This window comes from Nocardiopsis sp. iso_25 (genome assembly GCF_056173305.1).
In genome coordinates this window covers 5,214,083-5,237,419 of record NZ_CM149667.1, presented here as the reverse complement: position 1 = coordinate 5,237,419, position 23,337 = coordinate 5,214,083, and the positions used below count along the sequence as shown (strand labels likewise).

Below are 23,337 nucleotides of genomic sequence, written 5' to 3'. Positions count from 1 at the left end.
GCCCGGTGCCCCAGGGGTGGGAAACACCGGCGGATACGGGTGTTCCGGGAGAGAAGGAGCTGTTTCGACCGTAGGATCACACCCATGTGCGGTCGTTATGCCCAGTCCAGGAACGTGCACCAGTTGCAGCTCGCCTTCGGCCTGCCCGAGCAGGCCCTTCCCGAGGAGACCGATCCCCGGGCGTGGCCGCCGCTGGAGGAGCTGGACCCGGACTACAACATCTCACCGGGCAGGCCGGTGTACGCCGTGCTCGGCCCGCCCCCGCAGGCCGGGGACCGGGGGGAGCCGGGGCCCCGCTCCCTGCACACCATGCGCTGGGGCCTGGTGCCCTCCTGGGCCAAGGACCGCAACATCGGCTACCGGATGATCAACGCCCGTAGCGAGACCATCGCCGACAAGCCCGCCTTCCGCACGGCCTTCCGGCGCCGCCGCTGCCTGCTGCCCGCCGACGCCTACTACGAGTGGCAGCTGATCGGCCGGGACGGGACCGTGCAGGCCAGCACCTCGCCGGTCACCGACCCCCACCACAAGAAGCGCAAGGCCAAGGCGGACAAGAAGCCCTACTCCATCCACTACCCCGACGACCGGCCCCTGGCCATGGCGGGGATCTTCGAGCGCTGGCGCGACCCGGAGGCGGCCGAGGACGACCCCGCCGCGTGGGTGTGGAGCTGCGCCGTCGTCACCACCGAGGCGGCCCCCGAGCTCGCCCACATCCACGAGCGCATGCCCGTCGTCGTGCCCCCCGAGGACTGGGCGGCCTGGCTGGACCCGGCGACCGGGGCCGACGAGCTGGCCCACCTGCTCCAGACCACCCCGGCCGACCGCTTCGACGTGGACGAGGTCTCCACCGACGTCAACAGCATCAAGAACAACCGCCCCGACCTGCTCGAACCGCTCTCCGACACCGGGGGAGACGAGCCGCAGACGCTCTTCTGACCCGGGGGGAGAGCGGCACGGACCCGTGCCGTCCGCTCCGCCGGGAGTGGCGTGCGGGGGACAGTTTTGTATCCCGGGGAGGGTGGACAGCCCCGCTCCGCGGCCGGATACAGTGTCGGGGGCCGCACGGGCCGGGGACCGCCCCGGTCCCGCGTGCCCGGGGCGCCCCAGACGCCCCCACATCTTCATACGCAACGCGGGAGCTCGCGCCATGGCGGGCTGAGAGGGCGACTCAACGGTGTCGCCGACCGCAGAACCTGTTCGGGTAATTCCGACGTAGGGAGGCATGCCATGACGGCTCTCGACGGCCGCGACGTCAGTTCCACCGCCGACCACCGGGTGACCACCGGTCCCATCATGGGATCACGCAAGGTCTACCGGGAGGTCGCCACCCCCGAGGGGCACACCCTCCGCGTCCCGCAGCGCCGGGTGGAACTCAGCAACGGCAGCCACTTCGACCTGTACGACACCTCAGGCCCGTACACCGACGACACCGCGTACATCGACGTCCACCGGGGCCTGGCCCCCACCCGCGGGGAGTGGGCCCACGAGCCCGCCCCCTCCGGCGGCGCGACCACCCAGCTGGCCCACGCCAAGGCCGGGACCATCACCCCCGAGATGCGGTTCGTGGCCGCCCGGGAGGGCGTGGACCCCGAGTTCGTCCGCCGGGAGGTGGCCGTGGGCCGGGCGGTCATCCCCGCCAACCGGTGCCACCCCGAGTCAGAGCCGATGATCATCGGCAAGAACTTCCTGGTCAAGATCAACGCCAACATCGGCAACTCCGCCGTCACCTCCTCCGTCCCGGAGGAGGTGGAGAAGATGGTGTGGGCCACCCGCTGGGGGGCCGACACCGTCATGGACCTGTCCACCGGCAAGCGCATCCACGAGACCCGCGAGCGCATCCTGCGCAACTCGCCCGTCCCGATCGGGACCGTGCCCATCTACCAGGCCCTGGAGAAGGTCAACGGCGACCCGGCCGCGCTGAGCTGGGAGGTCTACCGCGACACCGTCATCGAGCAGTGCGAGCAGGGCGTGGACTACATGACCGTCCACGCGGGCGTGCTGCTGCGCTACGTGCCGCTCACCGCCCGCCGGGTCACCGGCATCGTCTCGCGCGGCGGCTCGATCATGGCGGCCTGGTGTCTGGCCCACCACCGGGAGAGCTTCCTGTACACCCACTACGAGGAGCTGTGCGAGATCCTCCGGGAGTACGACGTCACCTTCTCCCTCGGTGACGGGCTGCGGCCGGGGTCGATCGCCGACGCCAACGACGAGGCCCAGTTCGCCGAGCTGCGCACCCTGGGCGAACTCACCCACATCGCCCGCGCGCACGACGTGCAGGTGATGATCGAGGGACCCGGACACGTGCCGATGCACAAGATCGCGGAGAACGTGCGCCTGGAGGAGGAGCTGTGCGGCGAGGCGCCGTTCTACACGCTCGGCCCCCTGGCCACCGACGTCGCGCCCGGCTACGACCACATCACCTCCGCGATCGGCGCCGCCCAGATCGGCTGGCTCGGTACGGCGATGCTGTGCTACGTCACCCCCAAGGAGCACCTGGGGCTGCCCGACCGGGACGACGTCAAGACCGGTGTGATCACCTACAAGCTCGCCGCGCACGCCGCCGACCTGGCCAAGGGCCACTCCAAGGCGCAGGAGTGGGACGACGAGCTGTCCAAGGCGCGGTTCGAGTTCCGCTGGCAGGACCAGTTCCACCTGGCCCTGGACCCCGAGACCGCGCAGTCCTTCCACGACCAGACCCTGCCCGCCGAACCGGCCAAGACCGCGCACTTCTGCTCCATGTGCGGGCCGAAGTTCTGCTCCATGAAGATCACGCAGGACGTGCGCAGGTACGCCGAGGAGAACGGGTTGGAGACGGTGGCCGCCATCGAGAAGGGCATGGCCGACAAGTCGGCGGAGTTCGCCGAGCAGGGTAAGCGGGTCTACCTGCCCCTGGCGGAGTAGCGGCCGCGAACAGGGGCTGGGCCGCGCGGCCCAGCCCCTCCGGTGCGCCCGGTCGGCGGAGGACGGCCCTAGCCGGGCTTGCGCGCGCTCGCCACCAGGTGCACGCCCACGTAGTCGTCGGACTCCGTGGCGCGCAGCTCCATCTCCACCAGGCGTCCCATCGACCTCGGGTCGCGCGCCAGCATCATCTCCACCGTGGAGGCGGACAGCACCGTGCGGGGCTTGATCCACTCCAGTTCCAGACCGGCGTCGGTGAGCGCCTCGGTGAGCTGCTCGGCCGTGAAGCACCGCGTGATGGAGCCGTCCGGCCAGGGCACCAGGAGCACGTCCGCGTTGGGCGCGTGGCTGAGCTCGGGCCAGCGGTCCTGCTCGGCCAGCATCGCCATGCCCAGCACCACCGAGTCCACGCACAGCAGGGCGCGGCCCCCCGGGCGCAGCACCCGGCTGACCCGGGCCAGCGCCTCCTCGGTGGCCAGGTGCCGGGACAGCACCCGGTTGTCGGCGATGACCCCGTCGAAGGAGTCCGGGGCGAAGCTGCGCAGGAAGGCGGAGTCGCCCACCACGTGGCGCAGCCGTCCGCGCCGGGCGGGCCGGGGCACCACCGCGCGCCCGTTCACCAGGGTCAGCGGGCGGCGCACGGCCACGTCCACCGACGGCAGCAGGGTCACCACGTCGTGTCCGGCGGCCACGGCGCGCGGGGCGCCCTGGTAGTCCGCGCCGGAGAGGTCGAGCAGCAGGGAGGGGGTGTCGGGGAGCCACCGGGCGACCTGCGCCTCGGCGACCGCCCAGTAGAATCGCCAGTAGTCCGACAGGCGGTCGGGGGTGGCGAACTGGGCAGCCGTGGAACGGGGGCGGTCGGAGGCCGGGGTCGGGGACGGTCGCACGTGCACTCCTCTCCCATCCTCCAGGTGTCCTACCCGCACTCTGCCATGCCTCACCTCCGCTGACGGAGGTAAACGACAAAGTTCGCCCAAGGAGGGGACCTTCGTCCCCCAGCGGCGCGGAATCAGCTCGGGCGAAGCGTTGTTCTCCCCTACACCGCGCCCGGAGCAGCAGCGTCCGGGCGCGCCACACGCGAGTATGCGGGGAGGGCCGACAGACCATGCCGACAGCCGGGACGTGCCTGGAGCGCGAGGAGACGGTGTCGGCGCCACGCGGCGCCGATGCGCGGGTCCGTGCCATGGGACCGTATCGTTGGGGTATGGACGCCCCAACCGGGACCAGCGCGAGGAGGCCGACGGGCTTGGAACAGGGCCAGGAGCAGGAGACAGCCGAGGAACGGGAAGAGCGCTTCGAGAGGGACGTGCTTCCCTTCCTCGACCAGCTCTACTCCGCGGCGCTGCGGATGACCCGTAACCCCGCCGACGCGGAGGATCTCGTACAGGAGACCTTCGCCAAGGCGTTCGGTTCGTTCCACCAGTTCAAACAGGGAACGAACCTCAAGGCGTGGCTCTACCGCATCCTCACCAACACCTTCATCAACTCCTACCGCAAGAAGCAGCGCGAACCGAAGCAGGCGGGGACCGAGGACGTCGAGGACTGGCAGCTGGCGCAGGCCGCGTCGCACACCGCGGCGGGCCTGAAGTCGGCTGAGGCCGAGGCGCTCGAACACCTCCCCGACACCGACGTCAAGCGGGCGCTCCAGGAGCTGCCCGAGGACTTCCGGATCGCGGTGTACCTCGCCGACGTCGAGGGCTTCGCGTACAAGGAGGTCGCCGAGATCATGGGGACGCCCATCGGGACGGTCATGTCCCGGCTGCACCGCGGGCGCCGCCAGCTCAGGTCGATGCTGGAGGAGTACGCGGTGGAGCGGGGGTTCCTGCCGGCGAGGGCGGCGGCCGAGGCCGGCGCGGTCGCCTCGGGGACGTCCCCGCGCGGACGGGGACAGGACGTCTCGGATCGAGGAGACCGGCAATGAGCGGCGGCCACGGCGAACACAGCGACACCCCGTGCAGCGAGGTGCTCGCCAAGCTCTACACCTACATCGACGGGGAGCTGGAGGAGGGCAACTACGAACAGGTGCGCGAGCACCTGGACGGGTGCGGGCCCTGCCTCGACGAGTACGGGCTGGAGGAGGCGGTGAAGAAGCTCGTGGCCAAGCACTGCGGCTGTGATCCGGTTCCGATGGACCTGAGGGACAAGGTGCTCAGCCGCCTGGCCCGGGCGCGCACGGAGCAGTTGGCGCGGGAGGCGCGCGTGGAAAGCCCGGGCACCGCGCCCTCCTGAGGGGCCGGGCAGGAGCGAGCCCGGTATCCGACGAAACCTGGCACACCTGGTGGCGGAAGCTGGAATTCCAGCTTCCGCCACCTTTTTGTTGGTTTTTGTACCCGGTTTCGTTGTTAGCGCGCCCTGAAGTGATGTGTGGCTTTTATGTACTTTTGCGGGAATGTCGTGCCGTATTCCCCGCGCCTGTCGGGTTTTTGGTCAGGCACTTCCGGGCCGTGTTCCCGGCTCCTCCCCCGACACGCCCGGCACGCCCGGGCCGTTCCCCGTCGTGACCCACTCGGAATGTTTTTTCTGTCCGGATCCGGACACCGTGTCGTTCGGTTACCTGGGGTAGTCATGCCTGGTGGTTCCGGTCGTTGGGCGGCAGGGCAAGCGCCCAGGCGGTGGATCTTCGTGCGCCTTCGCGCCCGGGGGTGTGGTTACTCAGGGTGATCGAAGAGCATCACTAATTGAATTCGTAATTCCATATTCCGGAACTTGGTGCCAGTGGGAGGGGGTGCGGTGACGGTAGTTCGGGTTGGGGGTAATCGGGGCGCTGTCGTTGCCCGTTAAACTGGACGCCATATCCAACGAATGGGGTAATTTACGCGGCGTGCCCGGGGAAAAAGACGGTGCGCACGCGTCGGGGGAGAGGGGACAACGGTGTTCTTCGGCATGCTCCACGCGGTGACGGGAGTTCTTTGGGTGGTAACCGCCTTCAGTGGATGGTCCTGGTGGTAGAACAGAACCGGTGAAACCATGACAGTCCGGTCGTCGTCGGCGGGGGGTGAACGGGGGTGCGGGCTCTTCCTGGGGGCGCGCGTGTCTACGTCGGAATCATCGTTGTCAGTGCTGTCACCATCATGCTCATCGGTCCCTACACGGGACTGGATCTGCACACACTGGTCCTGATCGCGATTCTCTTCGTGGTCGCGGAGTCGATCAGTACGGCGGTCCTGACGGGCGTCAAGGCGGGGATCTCGCCGAGTTCGGCGGTCGCCCTGGCCGCCGTCGTCCTGGTCGGACCGGTCGGGGCGGCGGTGGTCGGTTTCGCCTCCTGCTTCGTCATCCGCAAGCAGAACCTCGTCAAGAGGGCGTTCAACGGAGCACAGTTCGCACTGGCGGCCTACGCGGCCGGACACGTCTACCTTCTACTCGGCGGAACGGTGGGAGAACCCGGCCGGGAGGACTTCCCGGCCATCGTCCTCCCCTACGTCGCCGCCGTCCTGACCCACTCCCTGGTCAACTCGGCGCTCGTTGCCGTCCTGATGTGGACCCTGGGCGTCGTGCGCCCCGGGGGCTCCCGGGGCCGGTTCGACTGGCGCCCGCTGGTGGGGGTCGAGCTCTCCTCCATGGGCTACCAGATGCTCGGCCTGGCCATCGCCGCGGTCTGGGGCGGGGTCGGCCTGATCGCACCGCTGCTGGTGCTGCTCCCGCTGTTCATCGCGCGCTGGACCTTCGCCCAGCAGCTGGACGAGGCGCGCGCGCACGAGGCCACCCTGGCCACCCTGTGCCAGGCGGTGGAGACCAAGGACTACTACACCCGGGGCCACTGCATGCGCGTGGCCGAGGGCGCCGCCATGATCGCCCGGGAGCTGGGCATGTCCGCCGACCGGGTGCAGAAGATCCGCTACGCCGGGATGCTGCACGACATCGGCAAGCTCGGAGTGCCGACCAAGGTGCTGCAGAAGACCGGCAAGCTCACCGACGACGAGTACGCGACCATCAAGCTGCACCCCACGCGCGGCTACGAGATCGTGCGCGAGATCAGCTTCCTCGACGAGGCGCTGGCCGGGATCCGGCACCACCACGAGCGCCTGGACGGGCGCGGGTACCCCATGGGCCTGGTGGGGATGGAGATACCCGAGTCGGCGCGCATCATCAGCGTCGCCGACGTCTTCGACTGCCTGACCTCCACGCGCTCCTACCGAAGGGCGTGGTCGGTGGAGGACGCCGTCGCCGAGCTGCGGGCCTGCGCCGGAACCCAGTTCGACCCCAGGATGGTCGAGGCGCTCGTGCGCGCCGTCGAACGCGAGGGCTGGGAGACCCCCGACATCGCCGAGCCTCCGGGCGGCTGCTACGGGTCGGAGGCGGCCGAGCGCTCCGTGGAGGAGTCCGGCCGGACCGGGGGACCGGAGGAGGTGCCCGCCGACGCCTCCGCCCAGGAGCGCGCCGCCGGTGAGCCGTCCTCCGCAGGGGCGGCGGCCGACGAGGCCGCCCCCGCGGACGCCGCGGCCTCCGCCGAGGCAGTGACGGGCGGGCGTGAACGATGATGACGCAGAGACAGTCGGACGGGGCCCGGTCGGCCGGACCCGTGCTGAGCGGCCCCGAGGGCGGCGCCCTCAACCACCAGCGCCCGCGCGGGCCGATCTGGCGGACCTCGCGGCCGGTGCGCGCGGCACTGGTCGGCTCGGTGGGCTCGGGCGCCCTGGCCGCGCTGGTGTGGACGGCCTCGACCGGGGTCGTGGAACCGCACGTGGCGCTGGCGTTCTGCCTGGTCGTCGCGGCCGGTGAGCTGGCGCGGATCACCCTGCCGGGTCACCGGGAGGTGGCCCCCATCGCCTCGGCCGGCGCGATCAGCTACGCGTTCCTGCTGTCGCTGGGCTCGGGGCCGCTGCACCACTCCGCCTGGCAGGTGGTGGCGGTGGTCGCCCTGGGCGTGGCGCTGGGCGAGCTGCCGCACATCGCGGTGGGCCGCAGCCCCCGGGTGGAGGACGTGGCCCGCAGGGTGCTCGTCGCGGCTGCGCTGGCGACCGCCTTCCGGCCGCTGGCCGACCAGCTCCACCTGTCGGGCCCCTCGGTCACGGCCACGCTGCTGATGGCGGCGCTGGTCATGCTCGTCTGGGCGGCGGACTCCCTGCTGGCGGCCGTGCTGCGGGCCGAGCGCCTGCGCACCAGCGCCTCCGTCGCGGTCCGCGACGAACTGCGCGCCCAGTTCGCCACCGGCGCCGCGATCGGCTCCAGCGGTGTGCTGATCGCGCTGGCCTGCACGGTGACCGGCCTGGGCGGTCTGCTGGTGTTCATCGCCCCGCTGCTGGTCTCGCAGGTGGCCTTCCGCCGCCACGCGGAGGTGCGCCGGACCTACCTGGAGACGGTCCGGGCGCTGTCACGGGTCACCGAGGTGGGCGGCTACGTGGAGAACGGGCACTCGCGCCGGGTCAGCCACCTGGCGCACGGGATCGCCTGCGAACTGGGCCTGGCCGAGGCCGAACTGCTGGAGCTGGAGTACGCCGCCCTGATGCACGACATCGGCCAGCTGTCCCTGCGCGAGCCCATCGCGGGCGGCGCCACCGTGCTCGCCTCGCCCAGGGAGCAGCGGCGCATCGCCGAACTGGGTTCGGCGATCATCCGGGAGACCGGCGTCCTGGACAACGTGGCCGAGACGGTCCGCCGCCAGTGCGAGCCCCTCGCCGGGGACGGCGACGAGGGTGTCCCGCCGCTGGGCAGCCGGATCATCAAGGTGGCCAACGCCTTCGACGACCTCGTGGGCGACAGCGGCGACGCCGAGCGCCGCACGGCGGTCCTGGAGCGCCTGCGCATGGACACCGACAGCGAGTACGACCCCCGCGTGGTGGACGCGCTGGCCACGGTGCTCTCCCGCCTCTGACCCCCGGGGCCCGTCCGGCGGGGCCCAGCCGGCCCCGAGTACGGGGGCGGCCCCTGTCACGGCCCCGCGGGGGCCGGGCGGGCGCGGGAGCGCCCTGCTCCGGCGCCCGCACGCACGGGGGTCAGTCCCGGGGCGGGCGCAGGCGTGTGACGAACTTGTACCGGTCGCCCCGGTAGAGCGAGCGCACCCACTCCACCGGGTGCCCGTCGCCGTCGAAGCTGTGCTGGCAGTGCAGCACCAGCGGCAGGCCCACGTCCACGCCCAGCAGCCGCGCCTCGTTGGGCGTGGCCAGGACGGTCTCGATCGAGGCCTCCGCCTCGGCCAGGGAGACGTCGTAGGCGCTCGCCAGAGCCTCGTAGAGCGACGCGTAGCGGTCCAGCTGCCGACGAAGGCCCGGGAAGCGCCGCGCGGCCAGGTGCGCCGTCTCCACGGCCATCGGCTCGCCGTTGGCCAGCCGCAGCCGCTCGATGCGCAGCACGCGTCCGCCGGAGCGGATGGCCAGCAGCTCGGCGAGCTGGTCGTCGGCGTTGATGTAGCTCACGTCCAGGATGCGCGTGGCGGGGTGCAGGCCGTGCGCGCGCATCTCCTGGGTGTAGCTGGTCAGCTGCAGGACCTGTGCCACCTTCGGCTTGGCCACGAAGGTGCCCTTGCCCTGGATGCGCAGCAGACGGCCCTCGACCACCATCTCGGTGAGCGCCTGGCGCACGGTGGTCCGCGAGGTGCCGAACTGGGTCGCCAGGGCGCGCTCCGGGGGGACCGGGTTGCCCGCGGGCATCGCCTCGATCAGTTCCAGGAGCTGCTTCTTCACCTGGTAGTACTTCGGCACCCGGGGGTTGCCGTCCAGTGTGCGCTGACCAGTCATCAGTCTCCTTCGCCGAGTCCCGCGCTTGCCCCACAACCCTCCCGGTGTGGTCGGCACGGCGGGGGTGGCGGCCGCCGATTGGTGTGGACCACTGGTCGAGTGCGTACCTCTTGAGTATGCACGCCTTCATGGGATGATTTGTGAGTGCCTCACCTCAGTGATCTCATCTGGCGACACACGTCACTCAAACAGGCCGACCTGGAGTGGTTCCACTCCCTGGTCTCGGACTGGCAGCTCCTGGCGGACCTGTCCTTCGCCGATCTCGTGCTGTGGGTGCGTCTGCGCGAGGACGACGGCTGGGTGGCCATCGCCCAGATGCGTCCCACCACCGGGCCCACCGCCTTCCAGGACGACCTGGTCGAGACCGTCCTGCGCGACGACATGACCGATGTCACGTCCCGCTCGGCGCCGCGCGTCATCGGGCGCAGGGCCCTGATCGACCGCGCCTGGGAGGAGGGGCGCATCTGCCGCGACGGCGACCCGGACTGGTCGGGTGGCGTCCCGGTGCGCGAGGAGACCATTCCGGTGCGCCGCCAGGGCAACCTCATCGGGGTCATCCAGCGCAGCACCAACCTCAGCTCGGCGCGCACGCCCAGCCGCCTGGAGCTGACCTACCTGCAGAGCGCGGGTGACCTGGCCCAGATGATCGCCGAGGGCGCGTTCCCGTTCAGTGACCAGGGCCCCCTGATGGTGCGCTCGCCCCGGGTCGGAGACGGGCTGCTGCGCCTGGACCAGAACGGCGAGGTGGTCTACGCCAGCCCCAACGCCCTGTCGGCCTACCGCAGGCTGGGCCTGACCGCCGACCTGGTGGGGGCGCGCCTGGACCGCACCACGCTGGAGCTGGCGGCCCCGGGCGAGGCGCGCGACGAGGCGCTGACCTACACGGCCAGCGGTCGGGCGCCGCAGGAGGCCGAGGTGGACGCGCGCGGGGTCACCGTGCAGCTGCGCGCCATCCCCCTGGTCATCGACGGGGTGCGCATCGGCGCCCTGGTGATGGTGCGCGACGTCACCGAGCTGCGCCGCCGCGAGCGCGAGCTGATGACCAAGGACGCCACCATCCGGGAGATCCACCACCGGGTGAAGAACAACCTCCAGACGGTCGCCGCCCTGCTGCGCCTCCAGGCGCGGCGCCTGGACGTGCCCGAGGCGCGGGCGGCGCTGGACGAGGCGGTGGGCCGGGTCGGGTCCATCGCGATCGTGCACGAGATGCTCTCGCACACCCCCGACGAGGTGGTGGACTTCGACGACATCGCCGACCGGGTGATCCAGATGGCGGCGGAGGTCTCCTCCACGGGCACCGCGGTGGTGCCGCGCCGGATCGGCGGTTTCGGCCTGTTGAACGCGCTGGTGGCGACACCGCTGTCGATGGTCCTGGCCGAGCTGGTGCAGAACGCCGTGGAGCACGGCCTGGGACAGGGGCCGGGGCGGATCGAGGTGCGGGTGCGCAGGTTCGACGCGCAGCCGGGCTACCCGGGGCCGAGCAGCCTGGAGCTGGCCGTCTCCGACGACGGCGGGGGGCTGCCCGAGGACTTCGACCTGGAGGGCACCACGAGCCTGGGCCTGCAGATCGTGCGGACCCTCATCGTGGGTGAGCTGGGGGGAACCCTGGCGATCAAGCCCAAGGAGAGCGGAGGGACCGAGGTGGCGATCAGCCTGCCGCTGGAGCACGAGGAGGGTGAGCTGCCCTGACACGGGGGCTCGCGCGGACCGCGCGCGGGGCCGGTCCGAGGGGCCGCCGGGCGCACCGGCCCGCGACGGCCCCGGGAGCGGTCCCCGCCGCGCCGCGCGGGGACTCCTCGGGACCTTGGACTCCCCGGGGTCTCCCGGGGACCCCCGGGGCCCTACCGTGCGCGGGGCCTCAGCTGCTCACCATGGTGCGGTAGGCGCTGCCGCGGCGCTTCTTGAGCGCGCGGCGCTCGTCCTCGCTGGTGCCGCCCCAGACGCCGCCGTCCTGGCCGCTCTCCAGGGCCCAGCGCAGACAGGCCGAGCTGACCGGGCAGCGGTTGCAGACCGCTTTGGCCTCTTCGATCTGGATCAGTGCGGGGCCGAAGTTCCCGATGGGGAAGAAGAGTTCGGGGTCTTCGTCACGGCAGGCTGCGTCATGGCGCCAGTCCATGCGGTCCACTCCTCACGGTGAGGCGATCGGGGGCTTGTGAAGCTTTTCACGATCTTGTGCGCGTCCGTAACGGGCGAAGGGCGCCCGATGGATGGGTTCCATCGGAAGGGGTGTTCGGGCCGAGGTCCGTCCAGGTTTCATCCCACGGCCATGTGGGAAGCGCCCCAATTAACTCGCCTGTAACTCGCGGCGATATCTTGAGCGTGACAGCATCGATCGGCCCATGCAAGAGCTGCCGAGGCCGAAGGTCCTGTTCGGCGTGTCGGGTGCGTCACAGTGGCTCGGAATGGCGTCTTTCGGCGCAATTAACAGACGATTCGTAATGCCTTCGGTACAGAGTGGAAGTTGACCTGTTCGCGGTCTCCCAGGTATTCGCCGTCGATTTGGAAGGCCCTGGGGTGGGATGACGTGATCTGGAGAGAGTCCTGGTCATGCCACGTCACGTAGCCGTCCCCACGTGCGGGAAGGCCTTTGGGGAAGAACATTTGGGAAAGGATCCACCCCGTGAGCGCGTGCGAGGAGTGGGTCAGCGCGAAAGCGTCCAGGCCCAGATCGAAACGGGAGGACGGGGTCGGCTGAAGCGGCAGCGCCCCCGCGTAGGTCCAGGGCGTGGTGTTGGTGACGAGCGCGAAATACGCCCCCACAAGGGACCTTCCGTGACTGACCACGCTTAGTGACGGATCGCGGATATCCCCCTGGAAGAACAGCTTTACCGCCACTTCCGCGTACAGCGCGGGAGTGGCCCTGCGCCCGTTGGCGCGCTCGTTCTCCACCTGCTGGACCACGTCGGCGTCCCAGCCGAAACCAGCACAGAAAGTGAAGTAGCGGTCGTCCTGGTCGCTGGTGATCCGGCCGAGGTTGATCTCGCGCTCGCGGCCCTCGCGGACCGCCTCCAGCACGAGGCCGGTGGCCTCCACGGGGTCGCCGGGCACGCCCAGGGACCGGATGAAGACGTTGGCGCTGCCGCCGGGGATCACCGCGTAGCGGGGGCGCCTGAGCCCCTCGGGGGTGGTGAGCAGGCCGTTGACCACCTCGTTGACGGTGCCGTCGCCGCCCAGGCTCAGCACCAGCTCGTACCCGTTCCCGGCCGCCTCGCGGGCCAGCTCGCCCGCGTGGTCGCGGTACTCGGTCTCGGACACGGTGACGTCCAGCTCCGACGCCAGGGCACCCATGATCACCTCACGCGTGCGTGACGTGGTCGTGGTGGCCTGGGGGTTCATGATGAGAAGGGCGCGCACCACGCCAGTCTAGGGCGTATCTCCCGGGGCCTCCGCTCCGCTTCGGCCCGTGTCCGGGCGCCCAGGGAGCGGGAACCTTCGTCGTCTGAGGTGGGTCGGCTCGTTCCTCGCAGACCCACCTCCGCCGCCTCCAGAACCCCGCGGGCGCCCGGACCCCTGTCGGGGCTGGTCGGGGCCTCCGCTCCGCTTCGGCCCGTGTCCGGGCGCCCAGGGAGCGGGAACCTTCGTCGTCTGCGGTGGGTCGGCTCGTTCCTCGCAGACCCACCTCCGCCGCCTCCAGAACCCCGCGGGCGCCCGGACCCCTGTCGGGGCTGGTCGGGGCCTCCGCTCCGCTTCGGCCCGTGTCCGGGCGCCCAGGGAGCGGGAACCTTCGTCGTCTGCGGTGGGTCGGCTCGTTCCTCGCAGACCCACCTCCGCCGCCTCCAGAACCCCGCGGGCGCCCGGACCCCTGTCGGGGCTGGTCGGGGCCTCCGCTCGGTTTCCGCGCGTTCGCCGCCCGCCGGGGGGGGTCTGCGCCGGGGCGGGCCGCCCTCGACGGACGCCGCGCGCCGCTCCCGACTGTCCGGGCGGGGCCGCGTGCGCGAAGCCGGGGCCGAGGGGAGGGACCCCCGGAGCGCGTATAGGCTCGTCAGGTGTCTTCGCGTCCCGTCACCATCGTCATCGCCGCCGCCCTGGAAGCCCTGATCGGGCTGGCCGCCGCGGTCAGCGGGGTCTACAGCCTCTTCACCGCGATCACCGGCCAGGCCAGCGACCTGACCAGCGCGATTCCCCTGACCGCCCTGGGACTGGGCGCGGGCGTGCTGCTGGTCTTCGTCGCGCGCGGGCTCTGGCAGCTGCGGGACTGGGCGCGCACGCCGGTGTTCGTCACCCAGCTCTTCCTGGCCGTGGTGGCCTACTACATGTTCACCAGCGAGCAGTACGCGCTCGCCGCGGTGCTCGCGGTCGTGGCGGTGTGCGCCTCCGCGGCCGTGCTCTCACCGCCGACGACCGCGGCGCTCTTCCCCGAGGAGCGCGGGAAGTAGCGCCGCGGCCGCCCCCGGCGACCGCTCGCGCGTCAGTCGTCCGTGGTCAGCGCCTGGCGCAGCTGCGCCAGGGTGCGGGCCAGCAGACGGGACACGTGCATCTGCGAGATCCCCAGCTCCTGGGCGATCTGCGACTGCGTCATGTTGCCGAAGAAGCGCAGCAGCAGGATGCGCTTCTCCCGCGGCGGAAGCTGTTCCAGGAGCGGCTTGAGCGACTCCCGGTACTCCACGCCCTCCAGGGACTCGTCCACGATGCCCAGTGAGTCGGCCACCGCGGGCGCGTCCTCGTCCCCGCTGTCGGGCGCGTCCAGCGACACCGTCGAGTAGGCGTTGGCGGACTCCAGGCCCTCCAGCACCTCCTCCTCGGTCATCTGCAGGTGCGCCGCGAGCTCGGCGACGGTCGGGGAGCGCCCCTCCCGCTGCGACAGGTCGCTGACCGCCTTGGTGAGCGAGAGCTTCAGCTCCTGGAGGCGACGGGGAACCCGCACCGCCCAGCCCTTGTCGCGGAAGTGCCGCTTGATCTCACCGACGATGGTGGGGGTGGCGTAGGTGGAGAACTCCACCCCGCGCTCCAGGTCGAACCGGTCGATGGACTTGATCAGCCCGATCGTGGCCACCTGGGTGAGGTCGTCCAGCCACTCGCCGCGGTTGCGGAAGCGGCGGGCCAGGTACTCCACCAAGGGCAGGTGGAGCTCCACCAGCTCGTCGCGGATCCGCCGGCGCTCCTCGGAGTCCGCCTCGAGTTCGCCGAGGCGCTCGAACAACTCTCTCGCGCGGGCCCTGTCGGGCACCGCGTGCTCGGTCTTCGCTGTCAGAGCGGGCCCCCTCTCGCTCACGCCGACTCCAGCGTGCCGCGGCGTTTGTACAGGACGATGTGGACACGGTCGTCCGGTCCGACCCCCGCGTCGACCTCTCCCGCGAGGGCGGACAGGACGGTCCAGGCGAAGGTGTCGCGGGCGGGCAGGCGCCCGTCCGCGGTGAGCACCGAGACGGAGATGCGCATCCCGTCGGGGGTGAGTTCGAATTCCGTGGTCAGTTCCGTGCCCGGCAGCGCCTGGGAGAGGAGCATGGCGCAGGCCTCGTCGACACCGATCCTCAGGTCCTCGATCTCGTCGAGGGTGAAGTCCAGTCGCGCGGCCAGACCCGCCGTCGCCGTCCGCAGAACGGACAAGTAGGCGCTGTCCGCGGGCATGTTGACGGTGACAGCGTCCCGGACGCCGATGGCGTCGGCCGTGGGCACAGCGGTTTCTTCGGTCACGTCCCTCCTTCGGGGGGCGGGGTTGCCGCTTGAGAGCAATGTATCTGGTTTACCCTGCCACTGACGCAGGGCGAACGGATCGTGTCCACACGATCCGGGGCGAAAGGCGGGACGGACGGCCGGTCTCAGGGGCCCTCCGAGCCCAGTGCGTCCAGCGCGCCGCCGTCCAGGCGGCGGACCGTCCACCCGTCCATGGGACGCGAGCCCAGGGACTCGTAGAACCGTATCGAGGGCTCGTTCCAGTCCAGCACCGACCACTCCAACCGGGTGTAGCCGCGTTCGACGCAGATCCGCGCCAGGGTCCGCAGCAGGGCCAGTCCGTGCCCCCGCCCGCGCGCCTGGGGGCGCACGTACAGGTCCTCCAGGTACACGCCGTGTTTACCGGTCCAGGTGGAGTAGTTGCGAAACCACAGCGCGAACCCGACGACCGGGCCGTCCCCGTCCTCCTGGGCGACGTGCGCGAACACCGCCGCGTCCGGTCCGAACAGTGCGGTGCGCAGGTCCTGTTCGGTGGCGACGACCGCGTCCGGCTCCTTCTCGTACTCGGCGAGTTCGCGGACCAGGGCGTGGATGACGGGAACGTCGTCGGGACGTGCGGGACGGATCATCGGACCACCTCTGGCGCGCGGCGGGGACACGGTCGCATCCAGGGTATGCGCTGCGGCGGGGCGCCCCCGCGCTCCGGGGCCGCTCAGGGCCGGTGGGCGACCACCCGCTCCACCAGTCCGAGGAACAGCCGGTCGTGGTGGACGACCTCGAACCCGGCCTCGACGGCGACGTCCCGGGGCAGGCGGCGCGGGTTCTCCCGGCGCCGCTCCACCAGCCGCCCGGGCATGCGGGCGTACTCGATGTGGTCGACCATCAGGAGCCTGCCGCCCGGCGTCAGCACGCGGTACATCTCCGCCAGGGCGCGCCCCTGGTCGGGGACGGCGCACATCGCCAGCGTGCACAGGACGGTGTCGAAGGCCCGGTCGGGGAAGTCCAGCTCCTGGGCGTCGCCCTCCACGAAGCGCACGGCCCTGCCCAGCTCCTCGGCCCTCTCGCGGGCGCGGTCGAGCATCCGCGGGCTGACGTCGACGGCGGTGAGGCGCACCTGCGGCGGGTAGTGGGCGAGGTTGCGGCCCGACCCGACCGCGACCTCCAGCGTCTCGCCGCGCGCACCGGCGCACAGGATCTCGCGGGTGCGGCGCATGGCGGGGCTCTGGAAGCGCTCGCTGTGCTCGCAGTAGGCGGCCATCCGGTCCCAGCGCCTGCGTGTGTGTTCCGTGCGAGCGTCCATGTGCCTCTCCCGAGCGGGGCGCGTACACCACGACTCTGGCGACGCGCCGCCGCGCGGTCAAGGGATCCGGGGGTGTTTCCCCGGCCGGTACCGGCCGCCGCGCCCGGGTCGGGGTCGCGGCGGCCTCCGCGGAGCGCTCAGAGCACCTTGGACAGGAACGCCCGGGTGCGCTCGTGGCGCGGGTTGGAGAGCACCTCGGCGGGCGTGCCCGACTCCACGACCAGACCGTCGTCCATGAAGACCAGGGAGTCGCCGACCTCGCGGGCGAACCCCATCTCGTGGGTGACGACCACCATGGTCATCCCGCCCCGGGCCAGGTCGCGCATGACGTCCAAGACCTCGCCGACCAGCTCCGGGTCCAGGGCGCTGGTGGGCTCGTCGAACAGCATCAGCGACGGTTCCATGGCCAGCGCTCGGGCGATGGCCACGCGCTGCTGCTGGCCGCCGGAGAGCTGGTCGGGGTAGGCGTCGGCCTTGTCGGGCAGGCCCACCCGCTCCAGCAGCTCCACGGCCTTGGCGTTGGCCTGGCTCCGGGGGATCCGCTTGACCTGCACGGGCGCCTCGGTGATGTTGCCCAGGACGCTCAGATGCGGGAACAGGTTGAAGCGCTGGAAGACCATGCCGATGTCGCTGCGCTGGGCGGCGATCTCGTTGTCGCGCAGCTCGTAGAGCTTTCCGCGCTTCTGCCGGTAGCCCATCAGCTCGCCGTTGACCCACAGCCGTCCGGCGGTGAGCTTCTCCAGGTGGTTGACGCAGCGCAGGAACGTGGACTTGCCCGACCCGGACGGGCCGATCACGCACATGACCTCGCCGCGACCGACCTGGAGGTCGATGCCCTTGAGCACCTCCAGGCGGCCGAAGCTCTTGCGCACGTTCTCCGCCACGACGAGCGCGTCGGCGGGCAGGGTGGCGCCCTCGGCGGTCTCCACGACGCCCGGGTCCTTCGTCTTGTCGCTCACCTGTGCGCCCCTCCGACGATGCGGTCGCGGATACTGCCGTACTGGCCGGGGTTGAACCTGCGTTCGAGGAAGTACTGGCCCACCATCAGGACGCTGGTGATGGCCAGGTACCACAGGCACGCGGCGACCAGCATCGGGAAGATCTGGTAGGTCCGGGAGCCGATGGCCTGGAGCTGGTAGAACAGCTCGATGGTCACCGGCACGTAGGCCAGCAGCGCCGTGTCCTTGAGCATGGCGATGGTCTCGTTGCCCGTGGGCGGCACGACCACCCGCATCGCCTGCGGCAGGGTGATGCGGCGCAGGACCTTGCCCTTGCCCATGCCCAGCGCCTGCGCGGCCTCTGTCTGGCCCTTGTTGACCGACTGCAGGCCCGCGCGGATGATCTCGGCCATGTAGGCGCCCTCGGACAGCGACAGCGCCAGCAGGCCGGCGGTGTAGCCGCTCAGCACGGTGCGGGTGTCGATCTCGAAGAAGCGGGCGTCGCCCTCCAGGCCCAGCCACGGCATCCAGTAGTTGTCGAAGGGCAGGCCGAACTCGATGGTCTGGTACAGGATGGCGATGTTGCCGAAGAGCACCGCCAGCACCAGGCGGGGCACGCCCCGGAAGAACCAGGTGTAGAGCCAGGAGACGGACACCAGGACGGGGTTGCCCGACAGCCGCATCACGGCCAGGACGATGCCCAGGACGACGCCGATGACCATCGACAGCACGGTGGCGCTGAGGGTGATCCACACGCCGCGCACGACCGGCTCGGAGAACATGTGGTCGAACATGAACGGCCAGTTGAAGGCGTCGTTCGTGAACAGCATGTGCACGAACATGGCCGCGAGGACGAGGATGACCCCGGCGGCGACCCACCGCTCGGGGTAGCGCACGGGGACGGCGGTGACGTGGTCGGCCGGACGGCCCGGTGTCGAGGTCTTCGACACCGGGCCGTCCGTCGGTTCGGTCGGTGAGGACAAGGGTCGGTCTTTCGCTCAGTGGGTGTGGTTCGGCCTGCTCACTCGGCGAGTTCGGGGTTCACCTCGGCGGACTCCATGACGCCGGCGTCCACGCCCCACTCGCCCAGGACCTCGGCGTAGGTGCCGTCCTCGATGAGCGCGTTGAAGGCGGCGGCCACGGCCTCGGCCAGCTCGGTGTCCTCCTTGTTGGTGAGGATGCCGTAGGGAGCGGTGGAGTACTGCTCACCGATGAGCTCCAGGACACCCTCGCCGGTCTGGTCCAGCGCGTAGACGGCGGTGGGCAGGTCGGCGAGCGAGGCGTCGTTGACGCCGGAGACGACCGTCTCGGTGGCCAGCGGCTGGCTCTCGAACTTCTGGATGGTGATGGCCTCCTCACCGGCGTCGACGCAGGCCGCGCTGCGCTCCTCGATGTCGGTGTCGTGCGTGGTGTTGGACTGCACCGCGATCCGCATGCCGCAGGCGTTGTCGGGGTCCACGCCCTGGGGGTTGCCCGCCTGGGCGAACCACTGGGTGCCCGAGGAGAAGTAGCTGACCATGTTGACCTGCTCCATGCGCTCCTCGGTGACCGTGAAGGAGGAGGAGCCCAGGTCGTAGGTGCCCGTGTCCACGCCGATGATGATGGAGTCGAAGGCGGTGGGCTCCCACGTCGCCTCCAGGCCGAGCTTGGCCATGGCGGCGTTGACGAGGTCCACGTTGAAGCCGAGGACGGTCTCGCCGTCGGGGTCCAGGTACTCGCCGGGCGGGTAGGAGGCCTCGACGCCGACCGTGACGGTCCCGGCCTCGGCGATGTCGGCGGGCACGAGCGCCGCGAGCTCCTCATCGACCTCGACGGAGGGCGCCTCGGGGGCGGCCGACTCCTCCGCGCCTCCGCCGCCGCCTTCCCCGCCGCCACAGGCGGTCAGCGCCAGGACGCCGGCGAGGGACAGGGCGCCGAGGGCGAACGGCGTGGGCAGGGACTTGTGCAGAGCCATCGCGGGGTCTCCTTCAGGGGCGCGTAACGCCTGGCGGGGGCGGGTTCGTGACCCGACCGCCCGAGCCGGAACGACATTCAGGACAATCTTCTTTTAACACTCAGAAGCCGGTGCCGTCCCATCGTGCACACCCGCGATGTTCCTGTGGTCACCGTTGTGAGAGGATTGCGTAACGGGTCATCCCCGTGAGAGGCGGCCGCGCAGCAACTCGTATAGGAGTCCGGCGAAGAACGACTCTCCCCGGCGACACCACCGGTCATGGCCGACCGGCGCCGAGGAGGGCCCCCTAGCAATCGTCACGTCTTCGCGCGCGGTCCGCACCACCGCCAGGTCCGCCCCCGTCATGGCCGACGGCGGGTGGAACACGCAAGACCTGAGGGGTTTTCAGCCGTGACCACTGTTTCGCGTTCCCAGAACCCGCGTCGTGACGACGATCCCGCCTTCGCGATGCACCGCGGCGGCAAGCTCCACGTGACCTCGTCCGTGGACGTCCGCGACCAGGAGGGACTCTCCCTCGCCTACACCCCCGGCGTCGCCCGCGTCTGCGACGCCATCGCCGAGTCCCCCGAGCTCGTCGACACCTACACCTGGAAGAGCAACCTGGTCGCCGTCGTCACCGACGGCACCGCGGTGCTGGGCCTGGGCGACATCGGCGCCGAGGCCTCCCTGCCGGTCATGGAGGGCAAGTCGCTGCTGTTCAAGCAGTTCGCCGGCGTCGACTCCGTGCCGATCGCGCTGGGCTGCACCGGGGTCGACGAGATCGTCGAGACCGTCGTGCGCATGGCGCCCTCCTTCGGCGGGATCAACCTGGAGGACATCTCCGCGCCCCGCTGCTTCGAGATCGAGCGCCAACTGCGCGAGCGCCTCGACATCCCGGTCTTCCACGACGACCAGCACGGCACCGCCATCGTCACCGTGGCCGCGCTGCGCAACGCCGCCCGGCTGACCGGGCGCACCCTGGCCGACCTGCGCGCCGTGGTCTCGGGCGCGGGCGCCGCGGGCGTGGCCGTCACCAAGATGCTCGTCGACGGCGGGATCGGCGACATCGCCGTGGCCGACTCCAAGGGCATGATCTACGACGGCCGCGAGGGCCTGACCCCCGTCAAGCGGGAGCTGGCCTCCATCAGCAACCGTGCCGGGCTGCGCGGGTCCATCGAGAGCGCGCTGGAGGGGGCCGACGTGTTCATCGGCCTGTCCGCGGGCGAGGTCCCCGAGTCCGTGGTCGCCACCATGGCCGACGACGCGATCATCTTCGCGATGGCCAACCCCAACCCGGAGGTGCACCCGGACGTCGCCCGCAGGCACGCGAGCGTGGTCGCCACCGGGCGCAGCGACTTCCCCAACCAGATCAACAACGTCCTGGCCTTCCCGGGCGTGTTCCGGGGCGCCTTCGACGCGGGGGCCACGGACATCACCGAGAACATGAAGCTGGCCGCCGCCACCGCGCTGGCCGACCTGGTGGGCGACAAGCTGTCCGCCGACTACATCATCCCCAGCCCCTTCGACGAGAGGGTGGCCCTGGCGGTCGCCGCCGCGGTCGCCGCCCAGGCCCGCGAGGACGGCGTCGTCCGCGGCTAGACGCACCGGACACGACGGGGCCCGGAGGGCGCGCCCCCGCGCCGCCCTCCGGGCCCCTCCTTGCACTGCCTACCTGCCGTCGCCGGGGTCGTCGACCGCCTCGCTCCAGGGGTCGGCGGACGGCCTCGGACGCGTCCCGCCCTCGGGGGCGGGCTCGTCCCCGGGAGTCCCGGGCTTCTCCGGGGCGGGCTCGTCCTCGGAAGTTCCGGACCGCTCCGGGGCGGTGGGCTCCTGCTTCCCCGTCTCGGGGGCGGTGGCAGCCCCCTCCCCGGCGGGAGCGGCCCCGTCGGCCCCGTCCCCGGACCCCTCCGCGCGGTCGGCGGGCGGGCCCCAGTGCCGCATGTCCCGGCGGATCACCTCGACCGTGTCGTCCAGGATGCGCCGCAGGTCGGTGGCGGCGGCCTCCCCGACGTGTCCGGCCTCGCGGACCACGTCGCGCACGCGGTCGCCGAAGTCGTGCAGCGCGCGCTCGAACTCCGGGCCCTGCGACGGGCGCTCGGAACCGCGCCTGCCGCCCCAGGCGGCGCCGAACGCGCCGAAGCCCTGCGTGAAGCGCTCCCACTCGCGGGACCACCGCGAGCCGTCCTCGCAGCCCTGACCGGACTGTTCGCGGCTCTCGCCGGACTCCTTCCCGGAGGCGTCCGCCGTCTCCTCGCCCCGACCGCTCTCCTCCGAGGCCGTGGAGTCGTCGGGCCCGGTGGAGCCGGCGGCCCCGGCGGGTTCGCCCGGGGTCTCGGGTCCGGAGCGGCGCGCGCTCCCGGAGGCGAACTTGAGCTCGTCGCGCAGCGAGCTGATCGTCGCGCGCACGTCCTGCTTGACCGCGCGGGCGATGTCGCGCACCGAGTCGGTGATCTCCCGCTCCAGGTCGTTCAGGTCGTTCTCGCGCTCGCGCAGCTCCTCGCGGCCCTTGTCGGTGAGGCTGTAGACCTTGCGTCCGCCCTCCTCGGTGTGGGTGACCAGCCCCTCCTCCTCCAACCGGGCCAGCCGGGGGTAGATCGTGCCGGGAGAGGGCGAGTACACGCCGAGGAAGCGGTCGCGGAGCAGGCTGATGATCTCGTAGCCGTGCCGCGGGTTCTCGTCCAGCAGCTTGAGCAGGTACAGCCGCAGTCTGCCGTGGCCGAAGATGGTGCTCATTCAGGCCCCCTCGGGGATCGCGGCCGGTGCCTCGGGCGCGCGCCGCAGCAGCGCGGTCCGACCGGACGCGGAGTTGGTGGTGATGGAGGCGGGGTCGACGCCGCTGCCGATCCTCCCGCTCAGGACCGTCCTGGCCGGGGCGCTGCGCCGGTCCAGCCCGAAGTCGGACTTGGCGGGCGCCGCCGCGGTGCGCAGCTCCACGGTCGCCGAGGTCTCGGAGGGCACCCGCAGGGCGATCTCGCCCGAGACCGAGGTGAGCCGGACCCGCCCCGCCGGGGCGACGCCGGTGTCGACCAGCAGCTGACCCGAGACGGTCTTGGCGCTCAGCGCGGACAGCCGTCCGCCCGCCACCGCCAGCTGGCCGCTCACGCTGTTGAACTTGAGGTTGCCGTGGGGCTCGCGCACGGCGGTGCTGCCCGAGACGGTGTTGATCTCGGTCTCTCCCGAGACGTCGTCCAGGGTGATCTCCCCGGTCGCGGTCCGCAGCTGGCTGCGGGCGCTGAGCCCGGCGGCGACGATCGGCGCGCTGGCCGTGCTGACCTCGACCGGGCAGTCCTTGGGCAGCCGCAGGTTCACGGTGGCCCTGCGGTGCTGCACGCTCTTGTAGCTGTTGAGCTGGACCGGCCGCAGCCGGTCCAGGAGCCCCTGGCCGGTGAGGTCCTCGTACTGGATGGTGAGGATGCCCGCCTCCTGCGTGACCAGGAGGGGTTCACCGACGATGTCGGTGACCTCGAAGGTGACCGGGTCGTCGGTGGGAAGGATGTTGACGTGGCCCCCGATGATCCGGACCCGCAACGCGACGATGCCGTCCAGGGTCTGGGTCATCGGCCTGTCGATGGTCCAACGTGCCATCGTGCTCGGCCCCTTTCGCTCGCTCTGTGGTCTCACGATATGTCGCGTCTGCGGCGAACTCAAGATATGTCGCGGATCGGCGGGTTGTTTCAGGGAGACCTCCGGGCGAACCCCGAGACCGCCGGGGGAGGACCCCGGGCACGCGAAGGGGCCCGGGTCGTGCTGACCCGGGCCCCTCAGGCGGTCCCTACTCGTCGTCCTCGTCGTCCAGCCGCGCCAGCCACGTGGCCAGCCGGTCGACCGGGGTCTCGAACTCGGGGTTCATGTCGGTGAACGCCCGCAGCTGCTCGGCGAGCCAGGCGAAGCTGACCTCCTCGCCGCCGCGGCGGTTCTCCAACTCCTCGATTCCGCGATCGGTGTAGTACACGTTCTTCCTTCTCCGTGCTCGCAGGC

General features: G+C 71.2%; 23 protein-coding genes. 9 read left to right on the top strand and 14 right to left on the bottom strand.

Going from position 1 to position 23,337, the window contains the following annotated elements; translation table 11 throughout:
- The first annotated feature begins 84 nt into the window (after window positions 1–84).
- Both AC0VX6_RS22480 and thiC read left to right on the top strand, forming a co-directional pair.
- Window positions 85–936, top strand: a complete 852-nt coding sequence (locus AC0VX6_RS22480) for an SOS response-associated peptidase (protein WP_475465952.1) — start codon at window positions 85–87, stop codon at window positions 934–936.
- A 291-nt stretch (window positions 937–1,227) separates the two neighbouring features.
- Complete coding sequence (thiC, locus tag AC0VX6_RS22475; protein ID WP_274974538.1) at window positions 1,228–2,901, top strand: phosphomethylpyrimidine synthase ThiC; 1,674 nt, start codon at window positions 1,228–1,230, stop codon at window positions 2,899–2,901.
- A gap of 68 nt (window positions 2,902–2,969) precedes the next feature.
- On the opposite strand, the gene AC0VX6_RS22470 is transcribed toward thiC, so the two are convergent.
- Window positions 2,970–3,791, bottom strand: a complete 822-nt coding sequence (locus AC0VX6_RS22470; RefSeq protein ID WP_475465951.1) for a methyltransferase domain-containing protein — start codon at window positions 3,789–3,791, stop codon at window positions 2,970–2,972.
- Window positions 3,792–4,102: 311 nt separating this feature from the next.
- Between AC0VX6_RS22470 and AC0VX6_RS22465 the strand changes: the two genes are divergently transcribed.
- From AC0VX6_RS22465 to AC0VX6_RS22450, 4 genes are all read left to right on the top strand, one after another.
- Complete coding sequence (locus tag AC0VX6_RS22465) at window positions 4,103–4,819, top strand: sigma-70 family RNA polymerase sigma factor (protein WP_047869444.1); 717 nt, start codon at window positions 4,103–4,105, stop codon at window positions 4,817–4,819.
- Entirely contained in the window at window positions 4,816–5,127 is a 312-nt protein-coding gene (gene rsrA / locus AC0VX6_RS22460) for a mycothiol system anti-sigma-R factor (RefSeq protein ID WP_248771833.1), read from the top strand. The genes AC0VX6_RS22465 and rsrA overlap by 4 nt, the downstream gene beginning before the upstream one ends.
- 842 nt (window positions 5,128–5,969) lie before the next feature.
- On the top strand, window positions 5,970–7,379 hold the full coding sequence (locus AC0VX6_RS22455; RefSeq protein ID WP_475465950.1) for an HD-GYP domain-containing protein: 1,410 nt from the start codon (window positions 5,970–5,972) through the stop codon (window positions 7,377–7,379).
- Entirely contained in the window at window positions 7,379–8,713 is a 1,335-nt protein-coding gene (locus AC0VX6_RS22450) for an HD-GYP domain-containing protein (RefSeq protein ID WP_274974535.1), read from the top strand. The genes AC0VX6_RS22455 and AC0VX6_RS22450 overlap by 1 nt, the downstream gene beginning before the upstream one ends.
- Window positions 8,714–8,834: 121 nt before the next feature.
- Here AC0VX6_RS22450 and AC0VX6_RS22445 read toward each other — a convergent pair whose 3' ends face one another.
- A complete protein-coding gene (locus AC0VX6_RS22445; RefSeq protein ID WP_013154702.1) occupies window positions 8,835–9,575 on the bottom strand; it encodes a GntR family transcriptional regulator in 741 nt (246 codons plus the stop codon).
- A 144-nt stretch (window positions 9,576–9,719) separates the two neighbouring features.
- Between AC0VX6_RS22445 and AC0VX6_RS22440 the strand changes: the two genes are divergently transcribed.
- Window positions 9,720–11,264 (top strand): sensor histidine kinase, encoded by a 1,545-nt coding sequence (locus tag AC0VX6_RS22440; RefSeq protein ID WP_019608063.1) that lies wholly within the window; start codon window positions 9,720–9,722, stop codon window positions 11,262–11,264.
- 169 nt (window positions 11,265–11,433) lie between these two features.
- Here AC0VX6_RS22440 and AC0VX6_RS22435 read toward each other — a convergent pair whose 3' ends face one another.
- A complete protein-coding gene (locus tag AC0VX6_RS22435; RefSeq protein ID WP_047869445.1) occupies window positions 11,434–11,691 on the bottom strand; it encodes a WhiB family transcriptional regulator in 258 nt (85 codons plus the stop codon).
- 305 nt (window positions 11,692–11,996) lie between these two features.
- Window positions 11,997–12,929, bottom strand: coding sequence for a diacylglycerol/lipid kinase family protein (locus AC0VX6_RS22430; protein WP_274974534.1), 933 nt, complete (start codon window positions 12,927–12,929; stop codon window positions 11,997–11,999).
- A gap of 632 nt (window positions 12,930–13,561) precedes the next feature.
- On the opposite strand from AC0VX6_RS22430, the gene AC0VX6_RS22425 reads away from it, so the two are divergent.
- Window positions 13,562–13,951 carry a hypothetical protein gene (locus tag AC0VX6_RS22425; RefSeq protein WP_475465948.1) on the top strand — a complete coding sequence of 130 codons (390 nt, stop codon included), beginning with the start codon at window positions 13,562–13,564 and terminating at the stop codon, window positions 13,949–13,951.
- A gap of 32 nt (window positions 13,952–13,983) precedes the next feature.
- On the opposite strand, the gene AC0VX6_RS22420 is transcribed toward AC0VX6_RS22425, so the two are convergent.
- The 7 genes from AC0VX6_RS22420 to AC0VX6_RS22390 form a co-directional block, all read right to left on the bottom strand.
- The gene (locus AC0VX6_RS22420; RefSeq protein WP_061080583.1) at window positions 13,984–14,742 is read right to left on the bottom strand and encodes an RNA polymerase sigma factor SigF; all 759 of its coding nucleotides are present in this window, start codon (window positions 14,740–14,742) and stop codon (window positions 13,984–13,986) included.
- A gap of 41 nt (window positions 14,743–14,783) precedes the next feature.
- A complete protein-coding gene (locus AC0VX6_RS22415) occupies window positions 14,784–15,209 on the bottom strand; it encodes an ATP-binding protein (RefSeq protein WP_013154696.1) in 426 nt (141 codons plus the stop codon).
- 125 nt (window positions 15,210–15,334) lie between these two features.
- Complete coding sequence (locus AC0VX6_RS22410) at window positions 15,335–15,817, bottom strand: GNAT family N-acetyltransferase (RefSeq protein ID WP_248771829.1); 483 nt, start codon at window positions 15,815–15,817, stop codon at window positions 15,335–15,337.
- An 83-nt stretch (window positions 15,818–15,900) separates the two neighbouring features.
- Window positions 15,901–16,488 (bottom strand): class I SAM-dependent methyltransferase, encoded by a 588-nt coding sequence (locus AC0VX6_RS22405; RefSeq protein ID WP_212643016.1) that lies wholly within the window; start codon window positions 16,486–16,488, stop codon window positions 15,901–15,903.
- A 137-nt stretch (window positions 16,489–16,625) separates the two neighbouring features.
- On the bottom strand, window positions 16,626–17,447 hold the full coding sequence (locus AC0VX6_RS22400) for an amino acid ABC transporter ATP-binding protein (protein ID WP_274974531.1): 822 nt from the start codon (window positions 17,445–17,447) through the stop codon (window positions 16,626–16,628).
- Window positions 17,444–18,409 (bottom strand): amino acid ABC transporter permease, encoded by a 966-nt coding sequence (locus tag AC0VX6_RS22395; protein WP_041552849.1) that lies wholly within the window; start codon window positions 18,407–18,409, stop codon window positions 17,444–17,446. The genes AC0VX6_RS22400 and AC0VX6_RS22395 overlap by 4 nt, the downstream gene beginning before the upstream one ends.
- Before the next feature lie 38 nt (window positions 18,410–18,447).
- Window positions 18,448–19,380 (bottom strand): ABC transporter substrate-binding protein, encoded by a 933-nt coding sequence (locus AC0VX6_RS22390; RefSeq protein WP_274974530.1) that lies wholly within the window; start codon window positions 19,378–19,380, stop codon window positions 18,448–18,450.
- Window positions 19,381–19,827: 447 nt separating this feature from the next.
- Here AC0VX6_RS22390 and AC0VX6_RS22385 point away from each other — a divergent pair, with 447 nt between their 5' ends.
- The gene (locus tag AC0VX6_RS22385; protein WP_475469418.1) at window positions 19,828–20,958 is read left to right on the top strand and encodes an NAD(P)-dependent malic enzyme; all 1,131 of its coding nucleotides are present in this window, start codon (window positions 19,828–19,830) and stop codon (window positions 20,956–20,958) included.
- A gap of 69 nt (window positions 20,959–21,027) precedes the next feature.
- On the opposite strand, the gene AC0VX6_RS22380 is transcribed toward AC0VX6_RS22385, so the two are convergent.
- The 3 genes from AC0VX6_RS22380 to AC0VX6_RS22370 all read right to left on the bottom strand — a co-directional run bounded on the left by AC0VX6_RS22380 (window position 21,028) and on the right by AC0VX6_RS22370 (window position 23,311).
- Window positions 21,028–22,092, bottom strand: coding sequence for a PadR family transcriptional regulator (locus AC0VX6_RS22380; RefSeq protein WP_274974528.1), 1,065 nt, complete (start codon window positions 22,090–22,092; stop codon window positions 21,028–21,030).
- Window positions 22,093–22,944 carry a DUF4097 family beta strand repeat-containing protein gene (locus AC0VX6_RS22375; RefSeq protein WP_274974527.1) on the bottom strand — a complete coding sequence of 284 codons (852 nt, stop codon included), beginning with the start codon at window positions 22,942–22,944 and terminating at the stop codon, window positions 22,093–22,095.
- Between the two features lie 187 nt (window positions 22,945–23,131).
- On the bottom strand, window positions 23,132–23,311 hold the full coding sequence (locus tag AC0VX6_RS22370) for a DUF6104 family protein (RefSeq protein ID WP_013154687.1): 180 nt from the start codon (window positions 23,309–23,311) through the stop codon (window positions 23,132–23,134).
- Window positions 23,312–23,337: the final 26 nt, after the last annotated feature.

What these genes read in the sequence shown, in the direction of transcription:
- AC0VX6_RS22435 (WP_047869445.1), bottom strand. Translation starts at nt 11,691, where the DNA reads ATGGACTGGCGCCATGACGCAGCCTGCCGTGACGAAGACCCCGAACTC.
- AC0VX6_RS22450 (WP_274974535.1), top strand. Translation starts at nt 7,379, where the DNA reads ATGACGCAGAGACAGTCGGACGGGGCCCGGTCGGCCGGACCCGTGCTG.
- rsrA (WP_248771833.1), top strand. Translation starts at nt 4,816, where the DNA reads ATGAGCGGCGGCCACGGCGAACACAGCGACACCCCGTGCAGCGAGGTG.
- AC0VX6_RS22480 (WP_475465952.1), top strand. Translation starts at nt 85, where the DNA reads ATGTGCGGTCGTTATGCCCAGTCCAGGAACGTGCACCAGTTGCAGCTC.
- AC0VX6_RS22465 (WP_047869444.1), top strand. Translation starts at nt 4,103, where the DNA reads ATGGACGCCCCAACCGGGACCAGCGCGAGGAGGCCGACGGGCTTGGAA.
- AC0VX6_RS22380 (WP_274974528.1), bottom strand. Translation starts at nt 22,092, where the DNA reads ATGAGCACCATCTTCGGCCACGGCAGACTGCGGCTGTACCTGCTCAAG.
- AC0VX6_RS22375 (WP_274974527.1), bottom strand. Translation starts at nt 22,944, where the DNA reads ATGGCACGTTGGACCATCGACAGGCCGATGACCCAGACCCTGGACGGC.
- AC0VX6_RS22445 (WP_013154702.1), bottom strand. Translation starts at nt 9,575, where the DNA reads ATGACTGGTCAGCGCACACTGGACGGCAACCCCCGGGTGCCGAAGTAC.
- AC0VX6_RS22390 (WP_274974530.1), bottom strand. Translation starts at nt 19,380, where the DNA reads ATGGCTCTGCACAAGTCCCTGCCCACGCCGTTCGCCCTCGGCGCCCTG.
- AC0VX6_RS22455 (WP_475465950.1), top strand. Translation starts at nt 5,970, where the DNA reads ATGCTCATCGGTCCCTACACGGGACTGGATCTGCACACACTGGTCCTG.
- AC0VX6_RS22385 (WP_475469418.1), top strand. Translation starts at nt 19,828, where the DNA reads ATGCACCGCGGCGGCAAGCTCCACGTGACCTCGTCCGTGGACGTCCGC.
- AC0VX6_RS22410 (WP_248771829.1), bottom strand. Translation starts at nt 15,817, where the DNA reads ATGATCCGTCCCGCACGTCCCGACGACGTTCCCGTCATCCACGCCCTG.
- AC0VX6_RS22405 (WP_212643016.1), bottom strand. Translation starts at nt 16,488, where the DNA reads ATGGACGCTCGCACGGAACACACACGCAGGCGCTGGGACCGGATGGCC.
- thiC (WP_274974538.1), top strand. Translation starts at nt 1,228, where the DNA reads ATGACGGCTCTCGACGGCCGCGACGTCAGTTCCACCGCCGACCACCGG.